The following is an 18,146-nucleotide window of genomic DNA, read 5'->3' on the forward strand; positions in this document are numbered from 1 at the left end:
ACAGGTCAAACCCATTTTGCCATTATTTTATCGGTACATACATTTCTAAAAAAATACGTTCAAGCCCTTCTTCATAAGTGGTAAGCAATAAGTTGATATAAACAAGCCCTAAAAGCTCATAGCCATTTTCCTTAGCTACTTTTCTTATACTAGCCTCTACTTTATTGTCTGTATTTTTGCCACCTGTTGACCAGCGCCCATCTTCAATAACTGTATAAAGACATTTGGGATGCGCTAAAACTTCACCTTTAATTGGATGATCGCTATTTTCTACTTTCCTGACAACCATAAATTTATTTTCGAGCATTCCGCTATCATCGAATCTAATAACTCTTCTTAAAGAAGTAAGAATTACCGCTTTCTTTATACTGTCTGCATTTTCTTTTAACGAATCATATTCATCATAGGCTGTATAATGATCTATTACGCCCATTATTTCTAATGGTTTCATTTCCTTTATAGTATACGTGCCTAGATATTGGCTAATTTTTTGACAATCCTCTTTTACAAGCTGGAGCTTTTTTAATTGTAGCTTTTTATAAGCTATTTCCTCTAACATTACTTGTTCTTTTTCTACTAACAATGATTGGATGCCCTCTATACTCTTGCCTTTTCTCAATTCCTGAATCTTTTTGATTTCAAAATCAATTTCTCTATAAAAATTGATTGTTGTGATATCGTATATATCAAAATGATTGTATGTTCTATACCCATTTTCACTATTTTGCTGGGGCTTTACTAATCCTTTTTCTTCATAAAATTTTAAGGTATCTCTAGAAACTCCTAAAAATTTTGCAACTTGACCAATTGTATACATCTAAGTCTCCTTTTCAACTCTCTTCCTCTTTACTACTATAGCTATAAATATATGTAAATATGAAAAAACCGTAGACATGCACGTGAAGCATGTTTACAGTTTCAAATATTGTTATTTCTTATGGAAAAATGATTTGCCTAACCATTCAATGGTTGCAGGGGCTAATGCATACAATTTACTTGATAATCCCATAATTCTAGGTAGATTAATCTCACGAACAGGACGATCAATCGTTTTCACTGTCTCTTGAGCTACTTCCTCCGCTGACAATAAAAAGCGCCCTAAGGATTCTCGGTAGCCACTTGTATCATTGGCTTTATCTAAAAATGGTGTATCAATGGGACCAGGATGGATGGCTGTCACTTTTACATTGTACGGAGCCAATTCCATACGCAACCCATTGGTAAAACCGACAATAGCATGTTTCGTCGCAGCATACACACTCGCTTTTGGTGTGGCCACCTTCCCAGCCTGAGAACCAATGAATATTAAATGGCCCTGTTTGCGCTCTATCATCTTAGCGGCTAATCGTTTGGCAAGATAAATCGGTACACTAACATTTAATTCAATCATTTGCGCAATATCCTCATCCTGTAAAGCAGGGGCTACAGCAAACTTCCCTACACCTGCTGAAAGAATCGCTACATCAATCGGTGGTAGCTGCGCACAAACATCATCAAGTGTATGTAAATTGGTTAAATCCGCTTGGATCACTTGAGCACCTAAACGCTCTAGCACCTTTAATGCAACGGCATTGCGACCTGTGGCATAAACGGTATGCCCTTGAGCTACTAGTAATTCAGTTATTTTTAAGCCAACCCCACTTGTAGCTCCTGTCACAAAGATTGTTTTGTTAGGATGTTTCATGTATAAACCTACTTCCTTTGAAATAAATAGATACCTGCTTCTGTCTTTGTTGACGTAATATACTCATTGGCCTCTAGGTAATCTAAATGACCAAGTGTTTTAGATAAAGTTAAACCAAGCTGATGCTGGAAGATAGCCGGATACAAGCGTTTTGTTACTTGGACAACTGTTAATTGATCATCGCCTAATAATTCAAAAACCTTCATTGATTGTTGGTGCTGTCGCTCTAATCGTTTATCAATTAACAACGGAATATCCTCTAGCTCTGCTCCATGCCCTGTATGCATCATTTTGACAGGTAATTGACGTAGAATTTCAAGGGATGCATTATATTGTAGTAAAGATTTTGTACGTCCTACAGTACGATCCAATGGTGGCTCTATTAATGGATTGGGTGTTATTTTTTCAAGCAATAAATCTCCACCAATCACATGATGAGTTTTTTCATCCCAAAAAATGAAGTGACTTTGTGCGTGACCTAATGTTTCGATTGCCTTTAATCCTGGATGCCCAGGAACTTCATCTCCATCTTCCAAAATTTGCGTTAATGGGCGTTCCCCTACAAGCTCCAATTCACGACGAACATGGACACTTTTTGCAATATATTCTTGTGGTACCCCATGCTCCAATAAACGTTCACTGTAAAATTGTTCATGATAGCGTAAAAAGTCTTCATCATGACGAAGCCATTTGTCATTATAGGCATGCCCTAAAATTTCTGCATATGGAAAAGCATCGACCCATCCCGCATGATCTGGATGATGATGGGTTAACACAACCTGTTCAATATCTTGCATGTCAAAGCCTGCTGCTCGAATCCCCCATTTTAAAGCATCATAGGCTTCCATTGTTTTTGGGCCAACATCAAAAATGCTAAGTGCATCGCCTTTTACAATAAATGCATTGACATCTCCTACTGCATAGGGTGTTGGTATTTCTATTTTGTATATAGACAAAGTTGTCTCCCCCTTTTCACGCACTTGTGAATACTGATTCATTCTATTTTACAAGTTTTTTCTGTTTTCGTCATCCTCCTGTTGACAGGTTGCCTATTCCTCACTATAATTTTGAATAATCTAATTATTTATGTGCGTTGAAGAAGACGAGTACGTATCTGGTGAAGGTGTTAGAGAGTGTTACATTTGCTGAGAGTAACATCACCCGCTCCCATTACCGAACCTACTTCTGAGCAGTTATGCAAACATAACCGTTTCCCTTGCGATAAGAGGGCTAAGAGTTGTGCCAACAATTGGCAAACAAAGGTGGTACCGCGGAAACGAGAGCGTTTTCGTCCTTCTAGATAAGGACGAGAGCGCTTTTTTATTTTGAACTGGAGGTTTTGTTCATGAAAAAAATTTTATTTATCGGTGCAGGCTCAATGGCGGAAGCATTGATGCAAGGCTGGATTAAACAAAAGGTGTTCACACCACAGGAAATTTATGTCACCAATCGCTCTGACAAAGAACGCTTACATTTCTTACATGAAACATATGGTGTCCATTGTGTGTTTGATCATGCGATTTTTGAACAGGCAGATCTGATTATCTTAGCGATGAAGCCAAAAGATGCTATTGCTGCTATGTGTGATTTAAAGCCTAAACTTACAGCGCACACTGCTGTACTATCTATTTTAGCAGGCATTGCGATTGATACGATTACAGAATTTTTAGGGAGTCGCCCAGTAGCAAGGGTGATGCCGAATACTTCCGCTACAATCGGCATGTCAGCAAGTGGCATTGCATTCAATAACGAGGTATCTGCAGACCAGCGTATCCTATTCCTCCAGTTATTAGAAGCTGTTGGCTCCGTTATTGAAGTCGATGAGGATCAGTTACATGCTGTCACAGCCCTTTCAGGTAGCGGCCCAGCCTATATCTATTATTTAATGGAAGCATTTGAACGAGTAGGGACGAAGGTAGGCTTATCGAAAGATACGGTGCGCTTGCTAATGACTCAAACACTTGCGGGGACAGCTGAGATGCTCAAGCAGTCATTAGATGAACCAGATGTCTTACGCAAAAAGGTGACGAGTCCTGGTGGCACGACGGAGGCAGGGATACAGGCATTAGAGCAATATCAATTTAATGAAGCCATCGAAGCTTGCATTAAAGAAGCCGAGGCACGATCTCGTTCACTTGCAAATGGGTAGCATTATGTGCAAAATAGAGTGTATCACTAGGAATTAGGAGGCTTTATTTTGAGTAAATTATTCGAACCCTATACATTGCAATCTATCACCTTAAAAAACCGTGTTGTGATGGCACCTATGTGCATGTACTCAGCACAAGACGATGGCATGGTAACACCCTTTCATTTCGTCCATTATGCAACACGTGCAGCTGGTCAAGTAGGCTTAATCATTTTAGAAGCTACTGGTGTTGTGCCAGAAGGTCGTATCTCAAATAAGGATTTAGGGATTTGGGATGATGCACATATTGAAGGATTAAGTCAATTAGTTGAGGGGATGAAAGCGTACGGCGCTAAAACAGGCATCCAGCTTGCACATGCTGGTCGCAAAGCAACAGTAGATGGCGAAATTTTTGCTCCATCAGCTATTGCCTTTAGTTCAGACTATAAAACACCAACAGAAATGACAGAAGAGGACATTCACTATGTCATCGAGGCATTTAAACAAGCAGCTATTCGTGCCGCAAAGGCTGGCTTTGATGTACTAGAAATTCATGGCGCACATGGCTATTTAATTAGCGAGTTTTTATCACCTGCTACGAATAAACGTCAAGATCAATATGGGGGCTCACAGGAAAATCGATATCGCATTCTACGTCAAGTCATCGATGCTGTTCGCAGTGTATGGGATGGTCCTTTATTGGTACGTGTCTCTGCGGAAGATTATGCGGAAGATGGTACAACAATGGATGACTTTATTGTTTTTAGCCGCTGGATGAAATCTCAGGGTGTTGATTTAGTTGATGTGTCAACAGGGGGCGTTGTACCAGCAGCCATCAATGTCTTTCCAGGCTATCAGGTACCACATGCAGAAGCGATTAAGCATGGGGCTGATATTCCTACTGGTGCAGTTGGTCTTATTACCACAGCCATTCAAGCCGAAGAGATACTCCAAAATAATCGTGCAGATTTAATATTCTTAGCGCGTGTTTTATTACGAGACCCTTACTGGGCACTACATGCAGCTAAAGAGCTAGGAGAAGACGTGCAGCCTCCCGTACAATACGTCCGTGGTTGGTAATTACATTTCCATCAAAAAACAGCTTGTGCTCCAGCAAGCTGTTTTTTCATTAGAAAAGTGGATTTTGTTTTAATTCTTCATCAATAGCCTGTACCAATGTCTCCGCGTCATCTGCTGTCACAACTTCCCCATTTACTATCGCAAAAATACCTTGCTCACAGATTTCACAATGGGATGTACAACCAGATTCCTCTATCTCAATATCTTCTCGTTCTACTAATACATCATACGCATCTGCCGCACCAAGTGCTAAATTAGTGATACAAAACTCCACTCTATTTTTTAGCTGCTGTGGTTCCTTCTTTTTTTTAAAAAGAGAAAATACCATGTTTATTGACCCCCTACTCTCTAAAAATAATCATACCACAATTCCATAAACTTCATGAAAACTGTAGCGTTAAGCAAAATGATTATCCTAAAATACTATTAATCTTTCAGCTCAATCAACATAAGTTTTTCTTATGAAATTAATGTACAACCATTAAACGAAGATGATCGCCTTGAAAAAAGGTAGTTACAAACTTATCATGCAAAACCTTCAAGTACAATTTTGCAGTCAACTAAAATAGCTATTTATGTTGTTCAATCAAATCATCAGTCTGATCCATACATCGTGTAAACAAAACTCCCACACAAATGTAGTGCTTTTATAAAGTAAATATTAAAAACAACCAAGCCTCTTATGTATGACCTGGTTGTTTTATCTCTTATTTAACGTATTGTGTCTTTTTAATAACCGATTTTAACGCCACCCCTACTACACATATAAATCCAATAAATAACAATAAAAATCCTGTTGGAATAAGAAAGAATGGTTCTTCTAATGTACCATCAGGTGCTACATTACTCCCTTTCACCATAAAGATTAAAAAACTAAGTACGCCTAATATGATTGGCATTAATGCAAAAATATATTTTTTCATAACTTTTTCTTCTCTCCTAAATATTTTTATGTTTAATTCCTACACGGCAGCTTTCTACAACTCGCCGTAACAATCATAAATCCAAAATATATTCCAAGTCAATCATTTTTTATTGATAATCAATAAATTTTTATTCTAATTCAACCAATCTCAAAATTGACATTTTGAAATTCTAACTATAAAATGACCATAATCTCAAGTGATAATATGGAAGGGTGATTTGTATGAACTATGAAGATTTAATGCAATGGAAAGGTTATTTGTTTTTAGATAATATAGTAGAGCCAGGGACAAACTCTTTGAGAGTTTCTATTTCTAGAGCTTCCGTCAGCGCCGAAAGCGAGGATATAAGTTTTGAGGAATATACTATAAATGATGTCTATCCTATTGAAATTGATAAGACATTACCGGTCATACATATAGAATTCGATTCATATGTAGCCTATACTGTTTTTGACGAATCATTTCATTTTGTCAATCAAGAAGATGATTTCTTGGGTAACTTAGTACGTCTTTTTACAAAATCAACTTATTTAGATTTTATAAGTAAAGGAACTATAGCTCTCGATATCTATTCCTACAAGGAGCTATTCCATTATCAGATTGTTTGTTTAGACCATATTATTGATATTGTCTCATTCGATAAACCCACTATTATAAGCGAATAAGTAGTTTTTAAAACAGTCAATGAAATTTTGTTGTCTGTTTTCTTTATTTCTATTAAAGCATCTCGTAAAAGGTAGCTCCCGTAAGTTCAATTATTTTTTAATAGAAACTTTAAAATATTTTTTGTAAACTCTTCGTATGAAGTATTCTTTCCACGTTGGTTATACCACTTTCGTATTGTTTCTACTAACCAAAACGGCACAGAATTTCCATCAATTAAATGATAGTATTGCTCATATCCTTTTTTTAAATGCTCCCATCGATGATCATTACCCTGTAGTGTGTACTCAGAGACATCAATTATTTTTGCCCTTCCTTTCTGTAGCAAAATATTTTTCAAATGAATATCACGAGGGTTAAGGCCCTTCTTCCGAACATATTCTCTTGCATCCTCCACTTCATTTATAACCTGTTTTGGAATATGAATACCTTGTAGAATGCAATCAAAAAGCGTTTTTCCTTCTTCGTAACTTAAAACAAGGTATTCGTCATGTGAAGCAAAGCATGTTGAAAAGAAAGGTGAATCTCCAAGTAATTGATACACATTTGCTTCAACTTTTACTTTGTGCACTTTGTCTTTGGCATATAGTTTAAATGCATACGCTGGGGCGGAAAGAGCTTGAAAAACAGCCGCATCTGTCCCAACACCTATACATTTCAAATCATCAGCTTCACCACTTATGGTAACCGGCTCGTTATTTGGATTTGAATAAACGTTTATTTTAGAAAGAGAACCTATAGCTTTATCCCAATCGTTTTCCATTTCCATCTCTCCCATCATTTGCATTGAAGTATACTACACTATCTAATTACTTTAGTAGGGATTCTATATCGCCCCTAACAATATTCAAATCTCAAGTTTCCTACACGTACTCTTTAATTTTAAAACGTTGGGAACTACTAGAAGTTTCTATATCCATTTCTCCATATGAAAGTATACGGCTTTGTTAGCTACAGAAGAACCAGTTCTATCCTTCATTTACCCTTAACCACCTTTATTAAAAACTCAAAGTGATTTGGGTTTTATTTTTATCCTGATTATCACCTACTTATAGCTAGCCTTGACACAAAAAGAAACGCTGTGTCATGCTACTTTCACAGCGTTTCTTCTATTAATCTTTAAAAATCATATTCAGCATCTTTTTTGGCTCGAATTTCTGCAAAAGCCTCTGTAACCATCACGGTATCCTCTGCTAACCGTTCTAAACGAAAAAGGACATCATCATTGACAATTTCTTTACGTAAAAAATCCTTTTCTTCTATAAATACATAGGTCGGTACGATGTGCGCTTTCATATAAGCAAGGATCGGCTTTAGTTGCTGTTCCACCATTAAATAATGCTTGGATGTACCCGCTGTAACAATGACACCGACAACTTTATCGCGGAAGGCATTGACAGGTAAAAGGTCAAAGATGTTTTTTAATGTAGCTGGTATAGATGCTTGGAATGTTGGCGTCCCAATAACAATCGCATCTGCAGCCATAATGGTTTCCGTCACATATTTTGTATCACCTTCATATTCAAAGTAATTACGTCCATCACTAAAAACTAGCTGATAGTCAGCAAGATCTAGTAATGTTACTTCATGCTGTGGGTATTTTTCTTGTAACATCTCGACCATTTTTTGCGTAGCTGTTCTTGTTTTTGAGCCGACAAGAGAACCCGCAAGTGCGACAATTTTCATAATGAGCCACTCCTTATTTTGCTGTATGTTTTTTTATCGCTGGCATAATATCATTGCCAATGATTTCTATGTTTTTCATCACTTTTTCGAATGGTACGCCACCAAAATCGATTTGTGCCATAAAGCGTTGCATGCCATATAGTTCGTACTGATAAAGTAGTTTTTCAATAATTTGCTCTTTACTGCCCACCATTAAAGCATCACGTGTATCAGGCGCTTGTGCAAATTGTTGCTTTGGATAGCCCCCACCACGAATAGCTTGGAAACCACCATTTAAATGTGGATACATGCCCTGTAATGCCTCTTTTGTTGTGTCTGCTACATAAAACAAGCTTGTTGTGGCAATAGGTAATTCATTTGGGTCAAAGCCTTTGCGGTCTGCCGCTTCGCGATAGGCATCCACTGATGGTTTAAAGTTGATAGCAGGTCCACCTAATGTTGTAAGCATCATCGGAATGCCCATATATCCTGCTTTAATGGCGCTGGCAGGTGGTCCACCCACCGCACGCCATATTGGCAACGAGCCGTTTTTTGGCTGCGGTAAAATTTGTGCATGATGGAGAGGTGCTCTAAATTGCCCTTCCCAAGTCACAAGCTCCTCGTCATTGATTTTCATAAGAAGCTCTAATTTTTCCTCAAAGATTTCTTCATAATCTTGTAAATCAACACCTAGTAAGTGATAGGCACCTACACGTGAACCACGTCCCGCTACTATTTCTGCACGACCATTTGATAATAAATCAATTGTGGCAAAATCCTCATATACTCGTACAGGGTCTGAAACACTTAATACGGTTGCGGAGCTAGACAATTTAATAGTCGAAGTTGCTTGTGCGATAGCACCTAACACGACCGTATGTGCCTGTGTTGTAAAATAAGACTGATGACTTTCACCTATGCCAAATACATCAATTCCAGCTTGCTCTGCTAATTGACTTGCCTCGACTAGCTCTTTTAGTCGTTGTTGAGCAGAAATACGCTCGCCTGTTAGTGGATTAGGGATATGATCACCTAAAGAGTACAGTCCGAATTCGAGTCCTTGTGCTTGATCAATACGATATTTTTCCATCATGTGTTATCTCTCCTTATTCTAGCGGTTCTAAAATAGCTTCAATTTCTGAACGTCTCTCTTCTAAAAATGGCGGGAGGTCTAACTCTTTGCCAAGTTCTTCGACTGCTGAATCTACCGTAAACCCTGGCCCATCTGTCGCCATTTCAAATAAAATACCGTTACGATCTCTAAAATATAGACTTTGGAAATAATAACGATCAACCACACCAGTACTATCCAATCCAAGCTCCTTAATTTTGGTATCCCATTGCTGTAATTCTTCAACGGTTGCAACACGTAACGCAAGATGGTGAATACTGCCTTTACCAGGTTTCTCGCTTGGTCCTTCTAATTCTTTGACAACAATCTCGCCAAGCACTTCCCCTTCTATCGATTGTAGAATCGTTTCTTTGTCCTTTTCTGCAATAACTGTATAGTGAAATAAATCTTGTAATAAATTGACCGTTCTTGATAAATATCGCACAGTGATTTCAATAGTCCCCATGCCTAAAATACGATGTTCCTGCGGTATATCATTTCCATCCCATGGTTGCCATTGAGCAGGCGTTTCTTGTCCTTGGTGGTTTAACAATACCATCCGTAAACCTTCATGATCTTCAAAAAATAAAGCCTCTTTGCCTGCATAAGTAGTGATATCGCTATGTTTAACCTCTAGCTGCTGAAAGCGTTCTTTCCAATATAGTAGGCTTTCGAAGCTAGGTACAAGTAAGCCAATACGTGTAATAGCATTCGTCCCTCGCACTGTACGCCCTGCAACAGGCATTTCAAAAAATGTTAATTCTGTACCTGCTGCTCCTGTTAAGTCTCCATAAAATAAGTGATACATGGAAGGGGAGTCTTGATTCACCGTTTTTTTCACACGTCGTAACCCTAAAATAGTTGTGTAGAAGTGATTATTCTGTTTACCATTTTTCGTTAACATAGATATATGATGGTGTCCGCTTAATTTGTTCATTAATTGTTCCTCCTTATTATTTTCACTTGACTAGGCAAGTGATTTTACAAAAAAAATTACACAGGCGGCAATTTTTTTTCTCGGCTATGTTTTTCAAGCTTTGTCATCGCAATATATAAAGATTTAATTTCCTCAGCTGTTAATACTTCTTCAAAAAACGAAGACTGGAAGTGAAGTTGACTAGGTGTTGCTGCATCAATCATTTGCTCCCCTTTTGATGTCAATGAGATGGTTTTCGTCTTCCAATTTTGTTTACGCTCGATTAGTCCCTCTTTTTCCAGTCGGGCAAGCATGCGGGACATGCCACCTTGTGTTACAGTTACTTTTTCTGCTAATTGAGACTGTGTAATCGGGGCATATGTTTTGATCTGGATTAACACATCAAATTGTGCTGTCGTTAAGTCGAAACGTTTTAAAAATTCATTCGATAACTGATTACTTTGCGTTGTAAAGCGCATCATCCGAATCCATGTTAAGGTGCCTAGTGTATGATTTCTCATGACTTCACCCTCCCTTCAGTTATCACTTTACCATGCAAGTGATACTTCCGCAAGAAAAATATCTTGAATTCAAGATATTTTCTAACATAGGGAGACTCCCTATATGATGCCAGGTGTTGTAACAGGATATAAATTGCCCTTAAGAGCAAAAGAAATTCTACCCGTTTCTTCTGATACAACCATTACAAGTGCATCACTTAGCTCACTCAATCCCAGCGCTGCACGATGTCTTGTTCCTAATTTCTTTTCCCCTGTATACCGCTCTGACAATGGCAGTACATTGGCAGCTGACTCAATTTGATTTTGATAGACAAGTACCGCTCCATCATGAAGTGGATTACCAGGGAAGAAAATCGATTCTAATAAAGAATGGGTTAAATCCGCACCAATATGAATACCAGGCTGAATTAGATTCTCTAAAGAATCCTGTCTTTGAATAACAATTAAACCACCATGTCTTCTCAAAGACATATTTTGCACACTGTGTGATAACTCTGGATACTTTTCAGTAAACGGGGAAAGATAACAATTTAAATAGAACGTTGCAGCTTTCATTTCAATTGTCATAAACTTCTCTTTAATTTTCTCAAAATTACCGAGGAGACAATTTGCATCGGTATCCATTTCCTGCACACTCTGTTGTAAGGACATGATCACTTCGAGAAGCTCATCTTTTAAAGTTTCTTTCATTGGTGAAAAATCACAATTTGTTGGATCCATATGATACACACCTCTTTATTTCATCACTGTTTACGATAGTTTTTCTCTCTATATGTTTTTTATTCTCTTTTAAGCAAAACGACTTCCTATTATGTTGAATAGGAAGTCGTTACATGTTGTTGCAAAAAGATGATGTCAACGGCAGAAAAAGCAACTTTGCAAGGCAAGAGGTTGATTTCCGTTCCGCCAGCGTCCTTTCCAGGGGGCGTCCGATGAGCCGCTTCACTCAATTCTGTTCGCTTTAGGGTCTCCTCTGTGACGCTAAATCCCCTAGGAGTGACGCTGGCTCCACTCCAATCACCCATTCTGCAAAAGTGTTTTTTCCTTATTTTTCATACTAGCGGTAGCGATCAAAATAGCCCATGATTTGCATGATTAGAAAAAGGAAAGGTTTTTATTTTTAATGTAGAAAAGTGATGCGTGACAACACCTCTTCATAAACCTTCACTTTATTTGAAAACCTTTGCTAAAAAGATAACACTTTTGTGGGGTGGAGTGGAGGGCTACTTGACTCCCGTGGGATAACAAGACAGGCAAAACTCTAAACGGAGCGGTAGCGGAGGAAGCGATTCGGCGCTTGCCCACAGGAAAGTAAGTAGCCTGCAACGGAAACCATTTTCACCTATCACAAAAATTCTATTGATGGTTTTGTTTTTCAACAATATGAAACGACTTCCTACTATGTTGAATAGGAAGTCGTTAATATTCTTACATATGCCCTGCCCGAATTTTTTTCACGATGCTGAAAGTCGTGTAGGCAGCAGCGGGTGCTAACACGACAATAAAAATAATCCACACAGTTAAATTATTTGTTGCTTTTAATGTTTCATAATTTGTCATGACAAAAATAATTAGACCGAATAATAGTAAATAGCTCAGCACATTTGGAAAAATGACGATTAATCGCAATAATGCTGGCGGCATCTTTTGTTGATTCATTTAAACCACACCCCTTTTTTCAATTATACGGGAATCTAGTGATTTATCGTACTATATTTTTCCTTTTATACTTTATATTTGCCTGCTGATAGTTGGAGGTTTTCCGCTGTTGTATTTAATTGGTCGATAAATGCGGTCATGTTCTCCATATTTTCGGCTTGATGTTTAGCCTTTTGAGCAACGGCATCAACATTTTGCGATGTCTGCTTAGCCAAGAGCGAAACATCTTCCATCGTAGCTGTTACTTCCTCTGTACTAGCAGCAATTTCCTCAGTGGAACTTGATACTAAATCCACTTGTGTTGCTAAGACCTGTACATCATTATGAATTCCTTCAAACGATTGCTGTGCTTCTTGTACGATTGCACGTCCTGCATGTAAGACATCTGCTGTCGCTTGGATGGTTGCTACAATATTGGCTGTTTCCTTTTGGACATTCATCACCACCTGGGTGATTCTATCCGCCGCACTCTTAGAATCTTCAGCTAATTTACGAACTTCTTCAGCTACAACGGCAAAGCCTTTCCCCGCTTCACCAGCACGCGCCGCTTCAATAGATGCATTTAATGCCAGTAAATTCGTTTGATCAGAAATTCCTGTAATCACATTTGTAAATTCCCCAATCATTGTAGATAGTTTTTCAAGCTCCTGTGTTCCAATCACCGCAAAATTTGTTTTCTCATGAATAGTCACCAGTTGCTTTTGTAAGGACTGCATAATTTGTAATCCATTTTCTGCGTTTTCCTCGGTATTACGCGAAATACTCGAAATTTCTGCTATGGATTCCGAAATATATTGAATGCTGCGTGCCAATTCCTCCATTGAATGCGCACTGTCTGCCGTATTATTCTGTTGTGCAAAGGAAGCCTGCGCTACCTGACTAGATTCGCCTTGGATAATAGCGGCTGATTCAAGTGTTTCATGAGCATTTTCTTGAATGGTATAGGTAGCTTCTTTTATTTGATTGGCCCCTTGCTTGATTTCACACATAATTTGTTGGAAATTATCCATCATCCCATTAAATGATGTCACTAATTGGCCAATCTCATCTTTTGCATGGATTGGAATACGCTTGGTTAAATCTGCTTCACCTTTACTGATTTCCTCTAAGGAATTGCGCACACTTAAAATACGCGAAACTTGCTTCGAAATAGACAGGCCCGTAGTGAAGAAAATCACACAGACAACAATCAATGAAGCTACAATTGTGCCTACCAAAATTTGCGAGAGAATAGCATTGGATACAATAATAGCTAAGTATGTACCGTTTGATAATGGCTTTACATATTGCGTGACACGAGTGCCATCGTAGCGCCCTGAAAATTCAGTTGACTTTTGTGCTGAAAATTGGGCTGGCTCAAAACCAATATCCGCTAAATTTTGTTTTGCTGTAGCGGCAATGGTTTGACCTTTTTCATCTACAATAGCGGCGAATAATACGGTTGAGGATAAATAGTTGTCCAGTTGATCGATATAGGATTCACTGCCGATACTTGCTTCTAAATCTAGTAGCTGCTGTCCATGGCGAGCCACCTGTACAATTTGTGGAGTTGCTGGATTCCAGCTACCTACCCCGACAAATTTGAAAAATTGATCATCGACATCGCGAATTTGTGCTTTTTGGACAATTTCTTTCGCTCTTCCATCTAAGAGTTGCATATATTCGGCAGCTTGTCCGTTTGGATCAGCGCCAAAGTTAAAATCAACAGTTGGAGCTACTGATGTCACTGTTGTATTCCCTTTATCATCTGTACTCCAAATCTCATCGATGCCACCACGCTCAGCAATGGCCTTTAAATCCTCATATGTAGCACCTTTGTCAATGATGTAAGAAGCCAATACAGATTCCGCAATCATTTCTTTTTCCATAATTTCTTCTGCTTTTTCTCTAGATTGGATCGCTCCTTCCAATCCCATGACAATGGAGTTGGCGATTGCTTCTCCATTGCTTTTTTCACTTTTATATGTAGCTTGATAAACATAAATAGAAAATGCCGCTATAATGAACACCACAATGCCCATAATCTCCAGAAGCATTTTCCATTTCATTGACTTTCTCATGATGAGATCCCCCTAAAAATTACGATTATTTCCACTTCATCATACAATATCACTTCCATATATTTCATTAACAATTTATTAAATATAAAATAATAAGTTTTGAAGAAGTTCAAATTGTCATTAATTTGTAAAAATTTCAAAATAGAAAAGCATGGAGGATAAAACTAACTATTTTGTACTAGTAGAAGCATGCAAAAAAGCATAATTCTCATGATTAAACAGTAATATTTAAACAAAATTATCTACACATCTTTAGGACTATAAATTAAAAACATCTATTAAAGGAATCTCCCCTAATAGATGTTTTCTATTTAATAATTATATCAGAATAATTTATTGTGTTGCCATGTATAAACGGCTTGATCAGCTGTTAGGCATGTATTCGGAAAAATCCCTTGTGCTTCAGCTAAAAATTGAGGTAAGTCGTATGGAAGAAAACGTGCGCTTAAATGATTTAATAATAAGTAGTGTGCACCAGCTTGCTGTGCGACTTTTGCAGCCTCCACATTTGTTGCATGACCGTAGCTTGCTGCTAAATCTGTTGTTGTACCATCAAAAGTTGCTTCATGCACAATGATATCAGCACCCATTGATAATTGGATTGCTTCTTCACAATATTTTGTATCGCCTAAGACTGACAATGTAAAGCCCTTTTTGGCTGGTGCCACCACGTCTTTCGCATGTACCACATCTCCATTTTCAAGTACAATATCGTGGCCATCTTTTAATTGCCCTAATAAAGGTCCCTTTGGAACACCAAGTGCCTGTGCTTTGTCGATTAATAATTCGCCTGGTAAATCCTTTTGTTCGATACGATACCCATAGCAAGGTACAACATGGCGTAATTCCTTAGCATAAATTGTAAAATGAGCATCCTCAAAAATAATGCCTTCTTGTACCTCTACAAAGCGTAAAGGATATGTTAAATGGGTTTTTGATAGGGCCAATGTTTGTTCAATCCACTGCTGTAAGCCAGATGGCCCGAAGATCGTTAGCGGCTCATCCCCACCTTGAAAGGAACGCGAGCTTAAAAAGCCTGGAAGTCCAAAAATATGATCTCCATGTAAATGTGTAATAAAAATTTTCGTTACTTTCCGTGGCTTTAACGACGTATGAAGGATTTGATGCTGTGTCGCCTCCCCACAGTCAAATAGCCACATTTCACTCACTTCATCTAATAGCTTTACCATCAGAGCACTTGTATTTCGTTCTTTTGAAGGCATGCCTGCGCCTGTCCCTAGAAAATGTAGCTGCAACATATGCCACCTCACTTCTTCTTTATATCGTTTTATTGTACCTTATCCATTCCCATAAGAAAAACCTTTGGTGTACAGTTTCTCCAAAGGTTTCTTGATTATTTTGGTTGCCATGAAACAAGCGCCGCATGGAAATCATGACGATAATAATAACGTCCATCCTTTTCTTCAATAAAAGGTAGTAGTGATTCCTCTACATGGGCTCGCTGGAAATTCGTCGTTAATATTTTTTTACTCTGCGTTGTCACAAGCTGCTCATAGCTTTCATATTCATAGACACGTTCGAGCGGGATAATCTGACAATCCGCGTAGATATCCATTTCATAGAGGAGATTCAAAAACTCGATATAATCTCTGCGGGGAAATTTAATGTCATAACCATACTTTTCATATAACTGTTCATAGTGTGGCTGAATGGGCCCTGTCGTCATCCCAATGATGGCACGCTTCCTCGCCAGCCGATTCATGTGAGATAAAGCTGCTTTAATTTCATACATTCGGTAAAAACAATTCACGCCCAAGACGATATCATGTGGTTCCATCTCATCTTGCTCTAAACTTTCCCACTTTGCATGAATATAGGAAACGTGCTTCTCCTGCGGCATACATTGTTGTAAGTAATGCAAAATGCTTTTAGAGCTATCCACACATGTGAGCTTGCTTACTTTATCAGCTAATGGAAATGTGTAATTGCCCCACCCAGGACCAATTTCTAATACAGAATGCTCAGGTTCAATCTTTTTTTGAAGCTCCTGAAAAATCAATGCAGCATAAGGGTCTGTTTGTCCCACTTTTTTACGTGCCACGGATTGCGCCCAAAATTGCTCCTCTAGCTGATCATTCACCATTCGTTCAGGCATATTGCCATGCCAGTCCTTCATGCCTTCCTGCCATAATGCCTCATAGTTAATGGCTAACGGTCCTTTTCTCGTCATATAGATACCTCTAAAGATAATATTTCATATATTTTTTTCATATCAAGATTTGCTCGAACATGGTCGGCTAACATATTATAGGCATCTTCTCTTCGTTCTGCGTCACTTTTCACATCACTTGGTAAAGCTGTTAGCCCTTTTTTCACTCGTATTTCATTGACAAGTTGACGGGTAAAGGTACGATTATGGAACAAGCCGTGGAAATACGTGCCAATCACTTGCTCATCTTGACTAACCGCACCATCTTCTCTTCCATCCTCTAACAGTAAAAACGGTGATACCGCATCACGTAAAATTTTCGTACGTCCTAGATGGATTTCATAGCCTGTCAATGTGTCCTGCCCTCTTACGCCTGTCATTTGCACCGTTTTTTTATTGCCTACAAAAATGGTTTCCATCGGTAATAGCCCAAGACCATCTGCAGATTCACCATTCCCCTCCACTGCTTCTGGATCAAGTAATGTTTCACCAAGCATTTGGAAACCGCCACAAATACCAATAATTTTAGTACCGCACGCACGTAAATGTGTGATGGCTTGATCGAAGCCCTGTGCTTTTAGCCAAGCTAAATCATCCATTGTACTTTTCGTTCCTGGCAGAATGAGTAAATCTGGTGTACCTAATTCATTGACATGACCAATTAAACGTACACCCACCTCAGGCTCATCTAAAAATGGATCAATATCGGTGAAGTTTGAAATACGAGGTAAACGAATCATGGCTACATCTACAGCAAATTCGCCTGGCTTTGGTTTTTTAAAACGTAGTGACGATAATGCAAGAGAATCCTCTGCTTCAATATTGACATCGACATAAGGAATCACACCAAGTACCGGAATACCCGTTTCGCGCTCCACCCATGCCAAACCATCATCCAGTAATTCACGCATGCCTCTAAACTTATTGATAATTAATCCCTTAACACGTGCTCGTTCTTCCTCATCTAACAATGCCAGTGTACCAACAATCGAGGCAAAGACACCGCCACGATCAATATCAGCAACGAGGACTACCGCTGCATCTGCTAAATGAGCCATTCGCATATTCGCAATATCGCGATCCTTTAAGTTAATTTCTGCTGGGCTACCAGCGCCCTCTAGGACAATAACATCATATGTATGTTGAAGCGTGCGAACTGATTTTTCTACGATTGGCATCGCTTCTTGCACAAAATTATTGCGGTAGCTTTTGGCATCCATATTTAAAAAATGCTTACCATGAACGATAACCTCTGACATCATATCTTGCTTCGGTTTCAGCAAGATAGGGTTCATATCTGTCGTTGCAACAACACGAGCCGCCTCTGCCTGTACCCCTTGTGCGCGGCCGATTTCACCGCCATCCTTTGTAACAAATGAATTAAGAGCCATATTTTGTGATTTAAATGGGACTACCTTCAGTCCATCATCTGAAAATATACGACATAGTGCAGTACAAATCATACTTTTCCCAACATCAGAAGCTGTTCCTTGAATCATGATTGATTTTGCTGGCATAGTCACTCTCCTCTGTAAGTATTCTAAGGCGAAGCGCGAGTATTTG

General features: G+C 38.7%; 19 protein-coding genes. 3 read left to right on the forward strand and 16 right to left on the reverse strand.

What is annotated here, in order from left to right; translation table 11 throughout:
• Window positions 1–22: 22 nt before the first annotated feature.
• The 3 genes from LCP48_RS14320 to LCP48_RS14330 all read right to left on the reverse strand — a co-directional run bounded on the left by LCP48_RS14320 (window position 23) and on the right by LCP48_RS14330 (window position 2,682).
• Entirely contained in the window at window positions 23–817 is a 795-nt protein-coding gene (locus LCP48_RS14320) for a MerR family transcriptional regulator (RefSeq protein WP_004231362.1), read from the reverse strand.
• A 111-nt stretch (window positions 818–928) separates the two neighbouring features.
• On the reverse strand, window positions 929–1,684 hold the full coding sequence (locus LCP48_RS14325) for an SDR family NAD(P)-dependent oxidoreductase (protein WP_225340302.1): 756 nt from the start codon (window positions 1,682–1,684) through the stop codon (window positions 929–931).
• An 8-nt stretch (window positions 1,685–1,692) separates the two neighbouring features.
• Complete coding sequence (locus LCP48_RS14330; RefSeq protein WP_016995064.1) at window positions 1,693–2,682, reverse strand: MBL fold metallo-hydrolase; 990 nt, start codon at window positions 2,680–2,682, stop codon at window positions 1,693–1,695.
• 347 nt (window positions 2,683–3,029) lie between these two features.
• On the opposite strand from LCP48_RS14330, the gene proC reads away from it, so the two are divergent.
• Both proC and namA read left to right on the forward strand, forming a co-directional pair.
• Window positions 3,030–3,833, forward strand: a complete 804-nt coding sequence (proC, locus tag LCP48_RS14335; RefSeq protein WP_225340303.1) for a pyrroline-5-carboxylate reductase — start codon at window positions 3,030–3,032, stop codon at window positions 3,831–3,833.
• A gap of 48 nt (window positions 3,834–3,881) precedes the next feature.
• The gene (gene namA / locus LCP48_RS14340; RefSeq protein WP_048392367.1) at window positions 3,882–4,892 is read left to right on the forward strand and encodes an NADPH dehydrogenase NamA; all 1,011 of its coding nucleotides are present in this window, start codon (window positions 3,882–3,884) and stop codon (window positions 4,890–4,892) included.
• A 49-nt stretch (window positions 4,893–4,941) separates the two neighbouring features.
• Here the strand turns inward: namA and LCP48_RS14345 are convergent, their stop codons facing one another.
• Window positions 4,942–5,220 (reverse strand): YuzB family protein, encoded by a 279-nt coding sequence (locus LCP48_RS14345; protein ID WP_004231354.1) that lies wholly within the window; start codon window positions 5,218–5,220, stop codon window positions 4,942–4,944.
• Between the two features lie 379 nt (window positions 5,221–5,599).
• On the reverse strand, window positions 5,600–5,815 hold the full coding sequence (locus tag LCP48_RS14350; protein WP_004231352.1) for a DUF3955 domain-containing protein: 216 nt from the start codon (window positions 5,813–5,815) through the stop codon (window positions 5,600–5,602).
• Between the two features lie 224 nt (window positions 5,816–6,039).
• On the opposite strand from LCP48_RS14350, the gene LCP48_RS14355 reads away from it, so the two are divergent.
• Window positions 6,040–6,483, forward strand: a complete 444-nt coding sequence (locus LCP48_RS14355; RefSeq protein ID WP_225340304.1) for a hypothetical protein — start codon at window positions 6,040–6,042, stop codon at window positions 6,481–6,483.
• Window positions 6,484–6,569: 86 nt separating this feature from the next.
• On the opposite strand, the gene LCP48_RS14360 is transcribed toward LCP48_RS14355, so the two are convergent.
• The 11 genes from LCP48_RS14360 to LCP48_RS14410 all read right to left on the reverse strand — a co-directional run bounded on the left by LCP48_RS14360 (window position 6,570) and on the right by LCP48_RS14410 (window position 18,100).
• Entirely contained in the window at window positions 6,570–7,244 is a 675-nt protein-coding gene (locus LCP48_RS14360; RefSeq protein WP_225340305.1) for a serine/threonine protein kinase, read from the reverse strand.
• A 356-nt stretch (window positions 7,245–7,600) separates the two neighbouring features.
• Window positions 7,601–8,167 carry an NADPH-dependent FMN reductase gene (locus tag LCP48_RS14365; RefSeq protein ID WP_225340306.1) on the reverse strand — a complete coding sequence of 189 codons (567 nt, stop codon included), beginning with the start codon at window positions 8,165–8,167 and terminating at the stop codon, window positions 7,601–7,603.
• A gap of 13 nt (window positions 8,168–8,180) precedes the next feature.
• On the reverse strand, window positions 8,181–9,236 hold the full coding sequence (locus LCP48_RS14370) for an LLM class flavin-dependent oxidoreductase (RefSeq protein ID WP_225341043.1): 1,056 nt from the start codon (window positions 9,234–9,236) through the stop codon (window positions 8,181–8,183).
• 16 nt (window positions 9,237–9,252) lie between these two features.
• Window positions 9,253–10,194, reverse strand: a complete 942-nt coding sequence (locus LCP48_RS14375) for a ring-cleaving dioxygenase (protein ID WP_112118364.1) — start codon at window positions 10,192–10,194, stop codon at window positions 9,253–9,255.
• 56 nt (window positions 10,195–10,250) lie between these two features.
• Window positions 10,251–10,694 (reverse strand): MarR family winged helix-turn-helix transcriptional regulator, encoded by a 444-nt coding sequence (locus tag LCP48_RS14380; RefSeq protein ID WP_004231341.1) that lies wholly within the window; start codon window positions 10,692–10,694, stop codon window positions 10,251–10,253.
• A 99-nt stretch (window positions 10,695–10,793) separates the two neighbouring features.
• On the reverse strand, window positions 10,794–11,414 hold the full coding sequence (cdaS, locus tag LCP48_RS14385) for a sporulation-specific diadenylate cyclase CdaS (protein WP_004231336.1): 621 nt from the start codon (window positions 11,412–11,414) through the stop codon (window positions 10,794–10,796).
• A 708-nt stretch (window positions 11,415–12,122) separates the two neighbouring features.
• Window positions 12,123–12,353, reverse strand: coding sequence for a hypothetical protein (locus LCP48_RS14390; protein ID WP_009370265.1), 231 nt, complete (start codon window positions 12,351–12,353; stop codon window positions 12,123–12,125).
• A 65-nt stretch (window positions 12,354–12,418) separates the two neighbouring features.
• Window positions 12,419–14,413, reverse strand: a complete 1,995-nt coding sequence (locus LCP48_RS14395; protein WP_004231332.1) for a methyl-accepting chemotaxis protein — start codon at window positions 14,411–14,413, stop codon at window positions 12,419–12,421.
• Window positions 14,414–14,736: 323 nt separating this feature from the next.
• Window positions 14,737–15,669, reverse strand: a complete 933-nt coding sequence (gene rnz / locus LCP48_RS14400) for a ribonuclease Z (RefSeq protein WP_004231330.1) — start codon at window positions 15,667–15,669, stop codon at window positions 14,737–14,739.
• A gap of 98 nt (window positions 15,670–15,767) precedes the next feature.
• A complete protein-coding gene (locus tag LCP48_RS14405; protein WP_004231327.1) occupies window positions 15,768–16,604 on the reverse strand; it encodes a class I SAM-dependent methyltransferase in 837 nt (278 codons plus the stop codon).
• Complete coding sequence (locus tag LCP48_RS14410; protein ID WP_225340307.1) at window positions 16,601–18,100, reverse strand: cobyric acid synthase; 1,500 nt, start codon at window positions 18,098–18,100, stop codon at window positions 16,601–16,603. The genes LCP48_RS14405 and LCP48_RS14410 overlap by 4 nt, the downstream gene beginning before the upstream one ends.
• Between the last annotated feature and the right edge of the window lie 46 nt (window positions 18,101–18,146).

This window comes from Lysinibacillus capsici (assembly GCF_020217405.1).
Classification (GTDB): Bacteria; Bacillota; Bacilli; order Bacillales_A; family Planococcaceae; genus Lysinibacillus; species Lysinibacillus capsici.